Annotated in this window: 14 protein-coding genes; all 14 read right to left on the bottom strand. The window is 63.4% G+C overall.

Features of this window, described 5'->3' with window-relative positions:
• Positions 1 to 216 precede the first annotated feature (216 nt).
• Positions 217 to 1161 carry a dTDP-4-dehydrorhamnose reductase family protein gene (locus DIE22_RS25870; RefSeq protein WP_124606394.1) on the bottom strand — a complete coding sequence of 315 codons (945 nt, stop codon included), beginning with the start codon at positions 1159 to 1161 and terminating at the stop codon, positions 217 to 219.
• Positions 1162 to 1327: 166 nt separating this feature from the next.
• On the bottom strand, positions 1328 to 1741 hold the full coding sequence (locus DIE22_RS25865; protein WP_124606393.1) for a DoxX family protein: 414 nt from the start codon (positions 1739 to 1741) through the stop codon (positions 1328 to 1330).
• Positions 1742 to 2745: 1004 nt separating this feature from the next.
• Positions 2746 to 3813 carry a porin gene (locus tag DIE22_RS25855; protein WP_124606392.1) on the bottom strand — a complete coding sequence of 356 codons (1068 nt, stop codon included), beginning with the start codon at positions 3811 to 3813 and terminating at the stop codon, positions 2746 to 2748.
• Between the two features lie 443 nt (positions 3814 to 4256).
• Positions 4257 to 5285, bottom strand: coding sequence for an inositol 2-dehydrogenase (gene iolG, locus DIE22_RS25850; protein WP_124606428.1), 1029 nt, complete (start codon positions 5283 to 5285; stop codon positions 4257 to 4259).
• A gap of 13 nt (positions 5286 to 5298) precedes the next feature.
• The gene (locus DIE22_RS25845; RefSeq protein ID WP_185640687.1) at positions 5299 to 6165 is read right to left on the bottom strand and encodes an SMP-30/gluconolactonase/LRE family protein; all 867 of its coding nucleotides are present in this window, start codon (positions 6163 to 6165) and stop codon (positions 5299 to 5301) included.
• Positions 6162 to 7082: a TIM barrel protein gene (locus tag DIE22_RS25840; RefSeq protein ID WP_124606390.1), complete on the bottom strand. Its 921-nt coding sequence runs from the start codon at positions 7080 to 7082 to the stop codon at positions 6162 to 6164. Before DIE22_RS25840 ends, DIE22_RS25845 begins: the two co-directional genes overlap by 4 nt.
• On the bottom strand, positions 7082 to 8215 hold the full coding sequence (locus DIE22_RS25835) for a Gfo/Idh/MocA family protein (protein ID WP_124606389.1): 1134 nt from the start codon (positions 8213 to 8215) through the stop codon (positions 7082 to 7084). Before DIE22_RS25835 ends, DIE22_RS25840 begins: the two co-directional genes overlap by 1 nt.
• 80 nt (positions 8216 to 8295) lie before the next feature.
• The gene (locus DIE22_RS25830) at positions 8296 to 9108 is read right to left on the bottom strand and encodes an ATP-binding cassette domain-containing protein (RefSeq protein ID WP_124497026.1); all 813 of its coding nucleotides are present in this window, start codon (positions 9106 to 9108) and stop codon (positions 8296 to 8298) included.
• Complete coding sequence (locus tag DIE22_RS25825) at positions 9109 to 10227, bottom strand: ABC transporter permease (protein ID WP_124606388.1); 1119 nt, start codon at positions 10225 to 10227, stop codon at positions 9109 to 9111. It abuts the gene before it with no gap.
• Between the two features lie 12 nt (positions 10228 to 10239).
• Positions 10240 to 11187 (bottom strand): substrate-binding domain-containing protein, encoded by a 948-nt coding sequence (locus DIE22_RS25820; RefSeq protein ID WP_124606387.1) that lies wholly within the window; start codon positions 11185 to 11187, stop codon positions 10240 to 10242.
• A gap of 52 nt (positions 11188 to 11239) precedes the next feature.
• Complete coding sequence (locus DIE22_RS25815; RefSeq protein ID WP_124606427.1) at positions 11240 to 12520, bottom strand: MFS transporter; 1281 nt, start codon at positions 12518 to 12520, stop codon at positions 11240 to 11242.
• 145 nt (positions 12521 to 12665) lie between these two features.
• Complete coding sequence (locus DIE22_RS25810) at positions 12666 to 13436, bottom strand: HpcH/HpaI aldolase/citrate lyase family protein (protein ID WP_124497029.1); 771 nt, start codon at positions 13434 to 13436, stop codon at positions 12666 to 12668.
• Positions 13423 to 14406, bottom strand: a complete 984-nt coding sequence (locus DIE22_RS25805) for a hydroxyacid dehydrogenase (protein WP_124497030.1) — start codon at positions 14404 to 14406, stop codon at positions 13423 to 13425. Before DIE22_RS25805 ends, DIE22_RS25810 begins: the two co-directional genes overlap by 14 nt.
• A gap of 26 nt (positions 14407 to 14432) precedes the next feature.
• On the bottom strand, positions 14433 to 15260 hold the full coding sequence (locus DIE22_RS25800) for an NAD(P)-dependent oxidoreductase (protein ID WP_185640686.1): 828 nt from the start codon (positions 15258 to 15260) through the stop codon (positions 14433 to 14435).
• Between the last annotated feature and the right edge of the window lie 7 nt (positions 15261 to 15267).

Below are 15267 nucleotides of genomic sequence, written 5' to 3'. Positions count from 1 at the left end.
GTCGCGCGCGATCGGGTCCGGCACGAAGACGTGCCGGCATGGGCCCGCCCGTGCGCGCGTGATTTGTTCGTATGCGTCAGGCTATCGGCGAGCCGGACGCGCCGCCACGCGGCCACGACGTTTCCCGGCAATCGGGAATGTTGCGCAGTGCAACGTCTTGCCGTGCGGCGACGATGACCGCCGCCGCGCGTTTCGGCAGCGCGGCGCACGCCGCGCTTACGGCAGCGGCGGCGCGTCGCGCAACACGGCTTGCAGCCCGGTCGCGAACGGTGTCGCATGCTCGATCCCGAGTGCGCGCAGGCTCGCAGCATCCAGATGGCAATCGTACGGGCGCGGCGTCGCATCGGCCGGCGTGTCGATCCGCGCGAGCGCTGCGTCGACGCCGAGCGCGGCCGCGATCCGCTGCGCGATGTCGTACTTCGTCATCGGTTCCCGGCCCGACCAATGACGGATGCCGGTGACGGACGAGCCCGCGAGATGGCGCAGCGTCAGGTCGCGGATGACCTCCGCGACGTCGGGCGTGTAGGTCGGATAGCGGATCGCCCACGCGTCCATGCCGGCCGCGTCCGCGCCCGGTCGCGCGGACGCGGCGATCGCCGGCACGAGGCTCGTGACGGCCGACTCGCGCCAGTCGACGATCGGGCCATAGAGCAACGGCAGGCGCAGCACGCAGGCAAGCGGCGACGCGGCGAGCAACGCGGCCTCGCCTTCCAGCTTGGTGCGGCCATAGATGTTCAGCGGGTTCGGCGTGGCATCTTCGCGGTAAGGCGCGGCCTTGCCGTCGAATACGTAGTCGGTGGAGATGCCGAGCGTCCACGCGCCGTGGCGCGCGGCGAGCGCGCCGATGCGGGCCGGCGCGTCGACGTTGATCGCGCGCGCGGCCGCGGGGTCGCGTTCGCAGACGTCCGGGCGGCGCTCGGCAGCGCAGATGATCACGGCGGCCGGCCGGTGGGTTTCAAGGAGATGTTCGAGCGCCGGCTGGTCGAGAGCGTCGAGTCGGGCGATGTTTTCAGGCGGCAACGTGAGATGCCGCGCGCCGGCGGTGTCCGGGTTGCGGATGGTTGCGACCAGCGTCAGCGACGATTCGCGGGACAGCGATGCGGCGACTGCACGGCCGAGCAGGCCGGACGCGCCGATGAGGAGAATGGTCGGGTGCGACACGGTAGCCAACGGTGAAAGGGGATGAGGGCCCCAATCTATACGAGAACCGGCGACCGATGTCGATTTCGATCCCACGGCGACGACGTGCGCGCGATGAAACAAGGCCCGGTGCGCGATTGCTTCCGCGCACCGGGCCCGTCGTGCGGCAGGAAACTGCCGCGCTGTCTCACTTCCGGTCGAACGAATACCGGCCCGGCCCGCTGACCGCGAGCAACAGCAGCCCGCCGATGATGCTGATGTTCTTGTAGAAATGGATCATCGCGAGATACTGGTCCATGCCCTGCAGCGCCCAGTAGCGATGCCCGATCAGCGCGGTCGCGAGCGTATAGGCCGCGAACACCAGCGCGAGCGGACGCGTATAGAACCCGACCGCGATCAGCGCGCCGCCGACCAGCTCGACCGCCACCGCGATCACCGCCGACAACTCGGGCGACGGCGCCCCCGTCGAGGCCATGTACGCGACCGTGCCCGAGAAGCCGTTCAGCTTCTGCCAGCCGAACAGCACGAACAGGATCATCATCAGCACGCGAGCCGCCAGCAGCAGCTCGTCCTTCTTCGACTCCAGCGAAACGTAACGCATAGCAATCACCTTGAATTGACGGTTTGACGCATTCGATGCCGACGTCCGCCGCAACGGCGAACCTACGGATCGACAACGAACCCTCCTCGCACGATCGAACCGCGAGCCGGTCGGCCCGCCGCCGAAGAATCCGTCCGGTCGCGCCGTCATGGCGCGCTGCGGAACGGTTCTGGCGAAGCACGGGTGCAGTCTACTGTCTCACCGGAAATCATCAATCCGTCAAAACAAGATTGGCTGTCTCTAATTAGTGGACAATTGTCACGTAACAAACGTGTCATGCGTGGCCGGTTGGGCATCGCAAACGAAATCCGAACTGGAGCAAACAAACCTGTTTTCGCTTTTCCTTGAGATGGACGTACGGGTCGTACAGCCGTCCCGCGATCAGCATGTGACCGGCGGCCGTGCGCAAGCCAACATGACTCCGAGGACCGAACGGCCGGCGGCCCTGATTAGCTCGGCCGTTCACTGCATTGAAACCATTCTCGAGTGAAAGTAACGCTGCCCCACCGCCGCTCAGCGCCTCACCGCCTTTCACGCCGACGCGAGCACCGGACAGACTGCCGCTCTGCAATTCGATTCTGCCAGGCGTGCCGCCGCTTCGTGATTATCCGATCATGAACGTAATACGCTGCGCCTCCCTACCGCGGCCCACGCCAGCTGCGATGGCCGCGTACAGCGTGACCATCGATGTCGACCGACCTCCTTCAGCAGTTCGCCGAGTCGCTATCGCAGGCGCTGAGTTGGCCTGGAACTCGAGTGCGTACGCCCATCGGCCGGAAACGTGAGTGACGGACCGGGCGAGTGTGCTCTCGAAGAGGATTCGCTTGCTCATGTTTTGTCTTGCTCCATGGGAGACTGCCGCGAGGCCGTGCCGTCGAGGTCGAATGACAAGCGCAGCTCGCCGCCACCCCGATTCCGGCATAAGCGAAGCGCCCCGCGAAACCGGGGCGCCCGCCGATGAAGGACCAACGCCGACACGCCAGCCCTCCCGGCGTCCGTCATATTCAGAAGTAGTGCATCATGCCGACGTACCCGCCTTGCTGGTTGTGCCCCGGCAACGGCAAGGAGTCTGCCGTTTCGACCGGGAAGTTGGACGTCCGGCCATTGAACATGGCGCCGAACGTCGCATACACGAACGTGCGCTTCGACAGGCTGTACGTCGCACCGACAACCCCGAGGTTGCCGCTGCCGCCGCCATGATTCGCGTTACCGTGGTACCACCCTGCCTGGAATGCCAGCGCGGGGTTGGCCTGATAGGTTGCCCCCAGCCATTCCTGTTCATTCCGCGTGGCGCCCGCCGGATTATCGGAACTGACGACCGTATCGCGCCCAGATGACACCAGGGCCTGATACCCCGTGTAAACCTTCAGCGCGCCGAACTGATAAGTGCCGCCAATCATGTATTCGCGCGACGCGGTGTAGGGATCCGAGAATTTCCCGTTGGCATCGCGGATCTCCTCGTAGACCCCGTATGCGTTGAAGTCACCGAGAGAATAGGCCGCGCTTCCACTGAACTGCCGGCTCCCGCGAAAATTTCCGGCCTGGTTGCCGAAGCCGTTCTGAAGACGGAAGGAGAAGCCCGCCCACTTCGGTGAGTTATAGGTCAATGTATTGGAACGCGAACCCCACGCACGCCCCTTCGCAAAGTTCGCGATGCCCGTTGCCTGCTGCCCGAACGGGTCAAGATAAAATCCGGTCTCGTCGGTCAGACTCATGACCTGGCCGGCCCACACGCTTCCCCAGCCGTCCTTGCCGAGACCCACGTATGCGTACCGGTTGAACAGGCTTTGTCCCGGCAACTGCCCCGTTCCGGCGGTGAACATGCTTTCGAGCTTGAATTCCGCTTTCAGCCCGCCGCCAAGATCTTCCTTGCCCGTCAATCCCCACCAGCTGATCCCGTACTGATTGCTTCCGAAACGATAGTTGGTCTTCGACTGACCGCTTGGCGTCGCCACGTTCGTAACGAAATCAAGCCCGGAAGCAACCCGCCCGTAAAGCGTCACGCTGCTCTGCGCGTGAGCGCCGCATAATCCGGCGGACAAAATGAGGCCACACATCGATTTCCTGTACATTTCGTTTTCCTTAACGAAAAGATCTCCATTAACAACATCCTGGCCTCTAGCGGGCCGTTACAGTCACTTCAAATCCACCACCATGCCCACGCGTCGAGAAAATTCGCCACCTATGCCGGCAAATTCCTCGTTTCCTCTCTCAGGAGTTTTTCTCAGTGATCCTATCTAATTAGACGAAAAATCAATTCGACAACTGCAATTCGAGCCAACAGCTGGACGCCGGATGGCTATTCACTCGGCCATGAAACCGGACGATGAAGGCACGCCATGGCCGACATCCAGATCGGACGATCACGCGGGGCCGCCCGGGCGGCGACCGGCATCCCGGACACCAGCCAGGCGCTCGACATCGCGCTGGCTCGCCGAAAAGCGTGCCATGCCCCTCTCCGGCACGGTGCATCGAAGCGTGCCGGACGAGGAAGCCATCTCATCGGATCGGATCTTCAGAGGCGCTCGCCGGGGCCGATGTCAACCACGACGATCCGTCCGGCCCTGCTGGACTCGCGCGCCGCATCGGCCAGCAGCAGTGCGCGCCGGCCGCTTTCGAAGTCGGGAGCAGCGCGAGCAGCGCCACACACCACATCCAGGAATGCATCGAGTTCCGCCGCGTACGTCGGCCAATAGCGTTCCATGAAGCCCGGGTTGAGCACGTCGCGGGCGGCGGTTGCGTGCACCGAATACCGCTCGATCGCGGTGCGGCCGGGATTGGCGGAACATACCATGCCCTTCGACCCGAACACCTCGACCCGTTGATCGTATCCATACGCGGCGCGCCGGCTGCAATCGATGCGACAAAATGCGCCGCTCTCGAATCTCAACGTCACTTGAGCCGTGTCGGAATCGCCCAACTCGCCGATCGCGGGATCGACCAGATTGCTGGCCATCGCGAAGACCTCGACGCGTCCCGCCGCACCCGACAGCCACAGCGCCAGGTCGAAATCGTGAATCATCTGGTCGTGAAACTGACCGCCGGAGACGGCAATGTAGGCAGCCGGCGGCGGGCTCGGATCGCGGCTGACGATCGAGATGACCTCGACGTCGCCGACCTCGCCGCGCGTTACCGCGTCGCTCACGGCGCGGTGCGTCGCATCGAACCTGCGCTGGAAGCCGATCATGATGGGGACGTCACAGCCCTCGATCGCCTTCGCGCACATATCGACCCTCGACATGTCGAGGTCGATCGGCTTTTCGCACAGAATCGCCTTCCCCGCCTTGGCCGACGCAACGATCAGGTCGACATGGGTGTTCGTCGCGGACGAAATAATGACCGCATCGACGCTCGGGTCCGACAAGGCCACCGACGGTTGGTCGACCGCCCGGGAACCGTACTTTCCAGCCAGCGCGGTCGCACGGGACAGGTCCGTATCGACGACGTACGCGAGTTCCGCGCGCTCGTTCGCCGCGACGTTCGCAATGTGCCGCTCGCCCATGCGGCCCGCACCGAAGACGCAAATCCCAACTTTTTTCGACATGGTGATGTTCTCTCTAAAGCAACGCGAGTCGTGGCGACTGCGCAGGCACGGCGACATCGGCGACAAACAGCCCGCCCGCATGCGGGGCACTGTCCAGTTCTTCTTGCGTGTGCCTCACGCGCAGCGTCGTGATGAAAAGACGATTGCCGGCCGGGCCGCCCAATGCCACGCACGTGGGGCCTTTCGTCGGCAGGTCGATCCGATCCGTCACCGCGCCGTCGGCGGATAGGCGCACGACGCATCCACCCCACACGCGTGCGCTCCAGTAGCCGCCGTCGCGATCCACGATGGCGCCGTCGGGCGACCCGGGCGCCACCTGCGCGGCGGCCAGCGGCTCGATCTCGTCGAGGCTTGCGAACGCCGCGCCGACCTTGAACCGCCGGATGACGCCAACGGGCGTGTCCGCGAAATACATGATCTGCCCGTCCGGCGAGAACGCGATCCCGTTACTGATCGTGATGTCGCGAAGGAGCTGTCGCAGTTCGCCCTCGGGGGACAGCCGGTACAGGCTCGCCACGGGCTGCCTGTCGCGCTCGTCGAAGGTGCCGAACACGATGCCGCCGAACGGGTCGACCGCCGCGTCGTTCACGCGGGTTTGCGCAAGCGCCGGCTCCACCTCCGTCACGGTGTCGAAGCGCGAGAATCCCGCGTCGACCCGGGCGATCCGGCTCGCCAGCCCGACGATGAATCCGGCGTCCTTGCGCGGCACGATGAAACCGGCCCGCTCGGGCAGCGCGTACGAGGTGACCTCCTGCGTGGAGGACAGCCGATAGATCCGGCTCTCCTCGATGTCTGTCCAGTACAGGCTGTCGTCGCGCGGATCCCAGACGCACCCTTCCCCCAGGGTATTGCGTGCGTCGACGAGGCAGGTTGCATTCATGCGACGGACCTGCGTGCAGGCGCGATGCCGACCGATTCCAGATAGTCGTAGCTCTCGCGCGCGTTGTCGAAAGGCGACGCGGCGCCCGATGGATCGACGTCCTGCTCGACCACCGCCAGCCCCTTGTAGCCGATCCGGCTCAAGGCATCGCGCACGGCCACGAAATCGACGACGCCTTTGCCCAGCGGACAGAAAACACCGCGCGCGATAGCGCTGAAGAAGTCGACACCCTCCGCGACGCATTGAGCGTGCACTTCGCGGTCGATGTTCTTGAAGTGCATGTGCCCGATTCGCGAACCGTACCGCTCGATCAGTTTCACCGGATCGATTCCGGCATACGCCGAGTGACCGGTATCGACACAGAGACCCACGAGGTCTTCGGGAAGGTCATGCATCGCGCGATCGACTTCGTCCTCGAACTCGATGTAGCAGCCCGCATGCGGATGCAGATACGACTTCACGCCGTACTCGTCCCGTGCGATCAACGCGATCTGGATGATCCGTTGCATCATCGCTCCCCACTCCGCATCGGAGAGACGCGGCGCGGCGGCCGACTGTCCGGCCGTCTTGCCGCGTTCGGTCGACACGCAGTCGATGATCACCAGGCGCGGCGCATCGAGTGCCTTCAGGATTTCGCAGGTCCTGCGGGTCTTGTCGAGGACCTTCGGCAAGGCCGCGGCATCGGTGAGCGGATCGAACAGGCCGCCCGCGGACAAGCCCAGACCACGTTCACGCAATTCATGCGCGAGACGCCCCGGGTCGGTGGGAAGGTAGCCGACCGGCCCCAGGTCGATGGCCGCGAATCCCGAGGCGGCAGCCTCGTCGAGCACGCGGGTCCAGGCCGGGTTTTCCGGTCGGTCGGCAAAGTCCACGCCCCACGAGCACGGCGCATTGGCAAGACGGTAGTTCGACGACATTATGCAATCTCCTCGGTGCTGGCCCAGCGATTCTGTTCGACTGAAGTAAGTACGGCTTCGACCACACGGTCCACGCGATAGCCGAACGAAAAATCGGCGATCCAGCGTTGTCCGAGCGCGACGGACTCGATGAGGCGACGCGCTTCGATGATCTTGAGGTCGTTGTAACCGAGCGGATTCCCCTGCAGGCCGAAGAAGGCTGCATAGTCGGGATGCTCGGGCGCCGCCAGAATCCGCTTGTAGCCGCGTTCGGCGGGATCGTCGGTCTTGCGGTAGAAGTAGAGTTCGTTCATGCGCTCCTGATCGAACAGCAGCGAACCCTTCGTGCCCTGGATTTCGTACGCAAGATAGAGCTTCCGACCGGTGCCGATGCGGCTGGCCTCGATATAGCCCGACGCGCCATTCTCGAAGCGACAGACGAACTGCGCCAGATCATCGTTCTCGACTTTGCGCACCACGCCCGCAGCCGTCTTGCGTTCGGCATGCAGAACCTGACGGGTGCCGCATACCTCGGTGACGTCACCGACCAGGTAGTGCGCAAGACTCAGCACATGACTGGCCATGTCGCCCAGCGCGCCGGCCCGGCCGGCCACCGCGGCATCGGTGCGCCAGGTAAAGGGGAACTCGGGCCCGACCATGTAGTCGTTGTCGAACATGCCGCGGAAATGGAAAATCTCGCCGAGCGCGCCGGACTGAACGAGCTGGCGCGCATACGCTTGAATAGGACTGCAGAGGTAGTTGAAGCCGACCATGGTGACAACCCCCGCGGCCTCCGCGGCGTCCCGCATGGCCTTGGCTTCGGCAGCCGAGTTGGCCATCGGCTTCTCGCAATAGACGTGCTTGCCCGCGGCAATCGCAGCCAGCGCGATTTCCGGATGCACGTCATTGGGCGTGGTGATATCGATCACGTCGATGTCGGGATCGTTCACTACCGTGCGCCAATCCGTCGTCCAGCGGTCGACGCCAAAACGTTGCGCGAAGTCGCCGGCTGCTGCCTCGCTCACGTCTGCCACTGCAACAATTTTGAGTGTTGCGGGTTCGGTACCGAAAATGCGTGTCGCACTCTCGAACGCTGCCGCATGCGCACGCCCCATCCAACCGGCGCCGATCATTCCGACTCGAATCACTGACATTTCAAACGTTCCTTGAATCTGGTTTTGGAAACAGCGGGCTTCGGACGAGCAACGTCCTCTCCCCACGTGAATGGCCTTACTCAATGCGATACCGCATCGCGACTGCGACTGATGCTGCTTTCGTTGACATCGTTGGCAATTTCGTTGAGCTCGTCGCCTCCGCCCATCAGGTTGTACAGTTCTTCGAGGGTCACGTCGCCGCGCTTGCGCGTCTCGAGCGTCGTGCCGCGCTTGAGAATGACAAACCGATCGCCTACGGTATGCGCGTGACGCACGTTGTGCGTGATGAAGATCACGCCCAGGCCCTTTGCCCGGACCTGATTGATGTATCGCAGCACCATCGCGGTCTGACGCACGCCGAGGGCCGAGGTTGGTTCATCCAGAATCAGGACCTTTGCGCCGAAGTAGACCGCACGTGCAATGGCCACGCACTGCCGCTCGCCGCCCGAAAGCGTGCCGACAGCCTGCTCCGGATCGCGCACGTCGATACCGATCTTGAGCATCTCTTCACGCGTCACCTTGAGCGCATGCTGCGCGTCAAAGAACTTGACCGGTCCGAAACCTTTCTTCGGTTCGCGCCCCATGAAGAAGTTGCGCGCGATCGACATGAGCGGAATCATCGCGAGATCCTGATACACGGTCGCAATGCCCTGATCCAGCGCATCCCGCGGACTGTCCAGCTCGACCGGCTTGCCGCTGACCAACAGTTCACCGGAAGTCGGCTTGTGTACGCCGGACAGCGTCTTGATCAATGTCGACTTGCCCGCCCCGTTGTCACCCAGCAGACATAGCACCTCGCCCGGGTACACCGTCAGCGACACACCGTTCAACGAGATCACCGAACCGAAGTGCTTGACGAGATTGCGAGCTTCGATAAGTGGCGTGGTTTCCATTTAACGCTCCCCCGTCGCGCGCTTGCGCACGACATTATTGAAAAGCACGGCGACGAGCAGCATGGCGCCCAGGAACACCTGGTACCAGTCCTGGTCGATACCCGTGTAACTCAAACCGATGACCACCATGCCGAAGATGAGCGAACCGAAAAACGCGCCGATGACGGAGCCATAGCCGCCCGTGAGCAGGCACCCGCCGATGACTGCCGCGATGATGGCTTCGAACTCCTTCTGGAACCCGCGACTCGCATCCGTGGACCCCGCGTCCAGCACCGTCAGCACCGCGACCAGCGCGGCGCAGCAGGCCGTCGTCATGAACAGGATGAGCTTGACGCGCGTGACCGGCACGCCCGAATTGCGGGCCGCCGCGGTGTCGCCGCCGACCGCGAAGATCCAGTTGCCGAAGGTGGTCCGGACCAGGATGACCGTCGCGACGATCGTCAGGCCGATAAACCACAACACCGAAACAGGCACGCCTTTCACGCTCGGCTCGCCATTCGGGAACGTCGCGATCAGGTCGTGCTGGGCGAGCCAGCTGAACAGCCCTGTCAGGGCATTGCCGGAGAACACGTGAACGAGCCACGAGGAATCCGCTGCTTCGGTGATGTCGCGAAGCTGGGTCAGCCCGCCCGTCGCCTTCTTCAGGCCGACCAGCGTAAGCCCGCGCAGCATGAACAGAAACGACAGCGTCACGATGAAGGATGGCAGCCCGGTGCGCAGAACGATCTGCGCGTTGATCGCGCCGAACACGGCTGCCACCAGAAACGTGATACCGATCGCGATGACGAGAGGCAGGTGGAACACCACCAGGCAAGTGCCGAAAACAAGCCCGGCGAACGCAATCATCGATCCGATCGAGAGATCGAACTCGCCGCCGATCATGAGCAGCGCCGCGCCGATGGCCAGAATGCCCAGCTGCGAGGCGGGCGTCATGAAGTTCATGACCCCGGCGACGGAAAACATCGAACTGCTTGCCGTCGCGAAGAAAAACAGACCCACGAGAATGAGGCCCGCCATTGCACCCAGCTCGGGGCGCCGCATCAGGCGGCGGAGCTGCGAGACGTTCTTGAGCCGCTCATCCGGCATGGCTGGCGCTCTCGAAGCACGAATGTGTTGCATGGTTTCCTCCTGTTACCGGATGGCCTTCGCGGACAGACTCGTCACGCGTTGCGCATCGGCTTTGGTGATGAACTTGGGCCCCGTCTCGATGACCTTGTTGGTCGGGAGCAGGCCATAGCGGATTTCGTTGACCAGCAATACCGTGCCGAGGTAACCGAACAGATAGGGCTGATGCTCGACGGCGAAGAGCGCTCTGCCTTCGGCCACATCTTTCAGAAAGCCCGGCGAGAGATCGAACGACACGACCTTCAGATTCGCGCGCTTCGACTCCTGCGCCGCGGCCACGGCCGGTTCGCCGGACTGGCCCGCGCTCAGCGCGACGACCGCGTCGACCGAAGGATCCTGCGCGAGCGCGGCTGCGACCTTGGCCTTCACCTGCTGGAAATCGGCGGCCGTCGGCAACACCGTCACGTTGCCGCCGAATCCGTCCTTCACGCCGCGGCAACGATCGTCGAGTGCCGTGTTGCCCACCTCGTGATTGATACAGATGGCCTTCTTCAGGCCCAACGACTTCAGGCGCTCCCCTACCGCCTTGCCGGCCGGGTATTCAGGTTGTCCAATGTGAAGGAGCGTGCCGAACTTCGCTGCCACATCCGCGCCCGAGTCGACCGAGATCACCGGGATGCCGGACGCCACGGCGTTCTTGATTGCACCGCTCAACGCGTTTGCATCGGGGATGCTGACGATGATGCCCGCGGGTCGCTGATTGACGGCCGCATTGATGAGATTCGACATTTGCACCATGTCGAACGTAGGCGGGGAACGGTACTCGACGGTAACGCCCAGCTGTTTGGCTGCGTCGTTGGCGCCGTGCTTGACGATATTCCAGTACGGATCGCTCGCCAGGCCGTGCGTGATCAGAATGATCTTCTCCGATTCCGCGGCGCCTGCATGTACCGCGGCAACAGCCAGGGTACCGGCCAGCACGAGGGTCTTGAGTTTCTTCCATGCATTCAACATTTTCGTCTCCTGATATCGATAGTTTTTCGGTCTACGACAACTGATGGGCACGTTAATGCGCAATACCTCCGGTTCGAGCAGTCGGGGCAGAAGAGCCGGCCGGCATGGCATCCGTACTGTCTCGTCCGCGCCGGGCCAGCATCAGTAGCGTCCCGCCCAGAACGATGAAGAGACAAACGGCCGGCATCAGCATCGGCGCCGCGGCGCTGCCGGTCTGGTTGCGAATCCACGGCGCGAGGTTTTGCGCCAGGAAGCCGCCCATGTTCCCGATCGAATTGATGGCCGCGATTCCCGCCGCGGCCCGTGCGCCAGAGAGGAATTCGGCAGGCAACGTCCAGAAACACGGCACGATGATGTACATGCACGGAGCGGCCACGCACAGCGCTGCAAATCTCCATGCGTTTGCGGGGAACAAGGCACTGAACACGAAGGCGACGGCGCCGATGGATGCGGCAATGGCGATTCCCTTGAGCAGCTTCGTTCCGCTTCCCATACGCTTGGGAAGCCACATCAGGATTGCAGTCACGATCAGCCATGGGATCGTGCCGAGCAGTCCGTTCGCCGTATTCGACACGCCGAACCCTTTCACGAGCGTGGGCATCCAATAGCTCACTGCCGCGATCGACATCGACACCATCATGAAATAGCCGGACAGCAGCAACACGCGGCGATCGACCAGAACCTTGAGCACCGGACCGTGCGCCGGATATCCCGCCGCATCCTTTTTCAACTCCCGGGCAAGCCACGCCCGCTCGTCGTGGCTGAGAAACCGGGCCGCGGCCGGACCGGCGGGCAACAGGAAGCACGTGACGAACGCCAGAGCGATGGGCGGGAGACCGGTCGCAATGAATACCCATTGCCAGCCATGCAGCCCCCAGAGTCCTTGCAGGTCGAGGAGCGCGCCGCAGATCGCGGCACCGGACATGTTGCCGACCGCGCTCCCCAGCACGAAGTAGCCCATGATCCTGGCCCGATGACGCGCCGGGAACCACAACGTCATGTAGTAGATGATCCCCGGATACAGGCCTGCTTCCGCAGCACCGAGCAAAAAGCGCAGAACGTAGAACATCGGCGCGTTGCGGGTAAAGGCCAGCATCAGCGTCACCGCACCCCACGTCAGCATGATTCGCGCGAGCCAGCGCGGTGCACCGACGCGATACAGCGCCATGTTGCTCGGCACCTCGAAAAGCAGGTACCCGATAAAGAAAAGCGACGCACCGAGTCCGTAGCTGACCTCGCTCATGTGCAGGCTATCGATCATCTGCAGCTTGGCGTAGCTCACGTTCTGCCGGTCGATGTACGCCATGAGGTAAAGCAACCCCAACAGCGGCATCAGATGCAGCGTCAATCGATCGATCAGTCGCTTTTCATTGACAGTCTCGTACACGTCTCCTCCACTCACTTTGATCGGGCTTCCGCCTTCAACGCAGTTCGGCAAGCTCACCCGAACGTCGACGGCGCTGGCCGTGACGGATTTCTTATGTCCGGCAATGCTCGCGCGCCGCCCGCACCTCGGCCGCCGTCGCAGCCTTGAGATGGTTGGCATCGCTATTGGGTACGACGAAGTCGAATCCTTGCGCGGACCAGCGCGCGGCGACCGCTCCCGACGGGCAGAAAATGCCGAGGTGCTTGTTCGCGCGCCGGGCAGCTTCCCTGCATCGTTCGATTGCCGCCAGCACAACCGGGTCGGTCGGGTCCGAGGCCGTGCCCTTGCCCAATGTCAGTCCCAGATCGTTGGGCCCGATGAAGATGCCGTCGAGGCCATCGACCGAAACGATCTCCTCCACGGCATCGAGGCCAGCGACGGTTTCGATCATGGCCAGGCGAACGATCGTCCGGTCCGCGTGCTCGAAATAATCCGGACCGCCATAGAGCAACCCTCGGGACGGACCGAAACTCCGGTCTCCGTGCGGCGGATAACGGGTCGCGGCGACAAATGCGCGCGCCTGCGCGGCGTTGTCGATCATCGGACAGATGACGCCGTAAGCGCCCGCGTCGAGCGCCTTCATCAGCAACGCGGGGTCGCAATCCGGAACCCGTACGAACGGCGTCGCGGGTGTGGCGGAAATGGCCTGCAGCATGCCGATCATCGTCTGAACGTCGGTCATGCCATGCTGAAGATCCACGGTGACGCAATCGACGCCGCTCCACCCGATCATTTCCGCGCTGTAGCTATTGCCGATCGACAGCCACGCCGATACCGCGGCGGCGCCGCGCTCCCAGCACTCTCGCACCTTATTCGGACGCATTGGAAACCTCATCATTGAGAACCGAGCGATTCACGACCAGCGCGGGATCGAGATTCCCGTCGAGGCCGGCCAGCGCATTCCTGACCGCCATCACGCCCATGCCGATCAGGGCTTCCGTGCTGAGCGCCGCCGAGTGCGGACTCAGCACGACGTTTTTCTCGATGGCAAGCGGTGAATCAGCGGAAAGCGGCTCGACCGCGAACGTATCGATACCCGCTCCGCGCAGATGTCCATTCCTGATCGACTCGGCGAGCGCCGCCTCGTCGACGATGCCGCCGCGTGCGCTGTTGATCAGAACGGCGCCTGCCGGCATCAGCGCGAGTTCACGCGCGCTGATCAGGTTGCGTGTTTCAGGTGCGAGCGGCACGTGCAGCGTCACGATGTTGGCGCTTGCCAGCCCCTCGTCGAGGGTGTTCGCGAACGCAACACCCGGGAAATTCGCCTGCTTCGCGAACGGATCGAAAACGAGGACGTCCATGCCGAAGGCTCGCGCTCGCGCGGCAACCTCCTGCCCGATTCGCCCATACCCGATGACAAGCAGCCTGCGGCCCCGCAATTCGAAGCACGGAATCTTCGCACGGGCCGAGAAGTCTCCGGCGCGCACCGCGGCATCCAGCTGGATCCCCGAGCGCGCGACCGCCAGCATCAGGAACAGCGTGTGTTCGGCGACCGAATTCGAATTGACGTCGCCGACGACCGTCACCGGTATGCCTCGCCCGGTACAGTATTCGACCGGGATGTTGTCGTAGCCGACGCCATGTCGCGATACGATCTGAAGCCCCGGCGCAGCATCCAGAACGTCGGCGGGCAACAGCGCGTCGCGCACCGTGATCGCATTGGCGTCGCTCACGTGCTTCAGCAGGTTCTCGCGCGAGAAATCGGTCACGACCTCATAGGTGATGTCGGCTCGCGCATCGAGCAGGCGAAGCGCTTCGGGATGGAGCGGTTGGATGCAAAGTATCTTTTTCATGTCTGTCTCATGTATTACCAGCGGTCTCACCAGCGGGCACCGAAAAGCGGCACCGACGCGCCCGTCGGAACGAACCGTTCGCGTAGCGCGGCGCCGCGGTCCTTAATCAAGTTTCCTGCAGTCAATATCGGCCGGTGGGACTCGACCGGCAGGTAGCCGATCGTGTCCTTCGCCTCGTCCAGGTCCCACCGGCTGCCGTGATTGCGGGACACGATATTGAGAACCGCGGCGCCTTCGTACGAACTCGATACGGACCGGATGACCGCTTGCGCCCAATCTTCGTTACCCAGCCACATTTCCTGGCCCCAACGCCCGAACGCCATATGCGGTCCGGGCACGTTCGCACCGGGCTGGCAGTAGCCGATCCGCAGCGAGATGACCGACATGCCGGTGCGCTCGGCGGCAGCCAGTCCGTAGCGCTCGACGAAAAGCTTGGACGCGCCGTACGGATTGACAGGCCGCGGGCTGAGCCCGCTCGTCAGTCGCTCGTCGCCGAAGCGATAACCCCCCAGCACCCAGTTCGAACTGGCGAAGACGAACCGCCTGACGTGCGCCTCCTCGGCCGCACGAAACACGTTCAGCGCCAGTTCGATGTTCAGCCGCGTGATCGAATCCCACGACCCGACCGGTTTCGGATCGGCCGCCAGATGCAGCACGGCATCCACCCCTTCGAAGTGTTGTGCCCACGAGCGGTCGTAGCACTCCAGATCGGCCGTGATGACGTTCGGGTCGCCCGTCGAATTCCGCCCGATACCCGTGACTTCGTGGTTGTCGAGCGTCTTCAACGCTGCCATCGCCTTCGCTCCGAGGTTTCCGGTGGACCCGGTCACCAGAACGCGCTTAGCCGCAGTCATGACGCCT

The organism is Burkholderia sp. Bp9142, assembly GCF_003853415.1.
Classification (GTDB): domain Bacteria; phylum Pseudomonadota; class Gammaproteobacteria; order Burkholderiales; family Burkholderiaceae; genus Burkholderia.
This window is presented reverse-complemented; position numbering and strand designations above follow the sequence as displayed.

Coding starts and splice junctions, on each gene's coding strand:
- DIE22_RS25815 (WP_124606427.1), bottom strand. CDS start 12,520: ATGCCGCTGTTGGGGTTGCTTTACCTCATGGCGTACATCGACCGGCAG.
- DIE22_RS25845 (WP_185640687.1), bottom strand. CDS start 6,165: ATGAATGCAACCTGCCTCGTCGACGCACGCAATACCCTGGGGGAAGGG.
- iolG (WP_124606428.1), bottom strand. CDS start 5,285: ATGTCGAAAAAAGTTGGGATTTGCGTCTTCGGTGCGGGCCGCATGGGC.
- DIE22_RS25855 (WP_124606392.1), bottom strand. CDS start 3,813: ATGTACAGGAAATCGATGTGTGGCCTCATTTTGTCCGCCGGATTATGC.
- DIE22_RS25810 (WP_124497029.1), bottom strand. CDS start 13,436: ATGCGTCCGAATAAGGTGCGAGAGTGCTGGGAGCGCGGCGCCGCCGCG.
- DIE22_RS25835 (WP_124606389.1), bottom strand. CDS start 8,215: ATGTCAGTGATTCGAGTCGGAATGATCGGCGCCGGTTGGATGGGGCGT.
- DIE22_RS25840 (WP_124606390.1), bottom strand. CDS start 7,082: ATGTCGTCGAACTACCGTCTTGCCAATGCGCCGTGCTCGTGGGGCGTG.
- DIE22_RS25865 (WP_124606393.1), bottom strand. CDS start 1,741: ATGCGTTACGTTTCGCTGGAGTCGAAGAAGGACGAGCTGCTGCTGGCG.
- DIE22_RS25830 (WP_124497026.1), bottom strand. CDS start 9,108: ATGGAAACCACGCCACTTATCGAAGCTCGCAATCTCGTCAAGCACTTC.
- DIE22_RS25800 (WP_185640686.1), bottom strand. CDS start 15,260: ATGACTGCGGCTAAGCGCGTTCTGGTGACCGGGTCCACCGGAAACCTC.
- DIE22_RS25825 (WP_124606388.1), bottom strand. CDS start 10,227: ATGCAACACATTCGTGCTTCGAGAGCGCCAGCCATGCCGGATGAGCGG.
- DIE22_RS25805 (WP_124497030.1), bottom strand. CDS start 14,406: ATGAAAAAGATACTTTGCATCCAACCGCTCCATCCCGAAGCGCTTCGC.
- DIE22_RS25820 (WP_124606387.1), bottom strand. CDS start 11,187: ATGTTGAATGCATGGAAGAAACTCAAGACCCTCGTGCTGGCCGGTACC.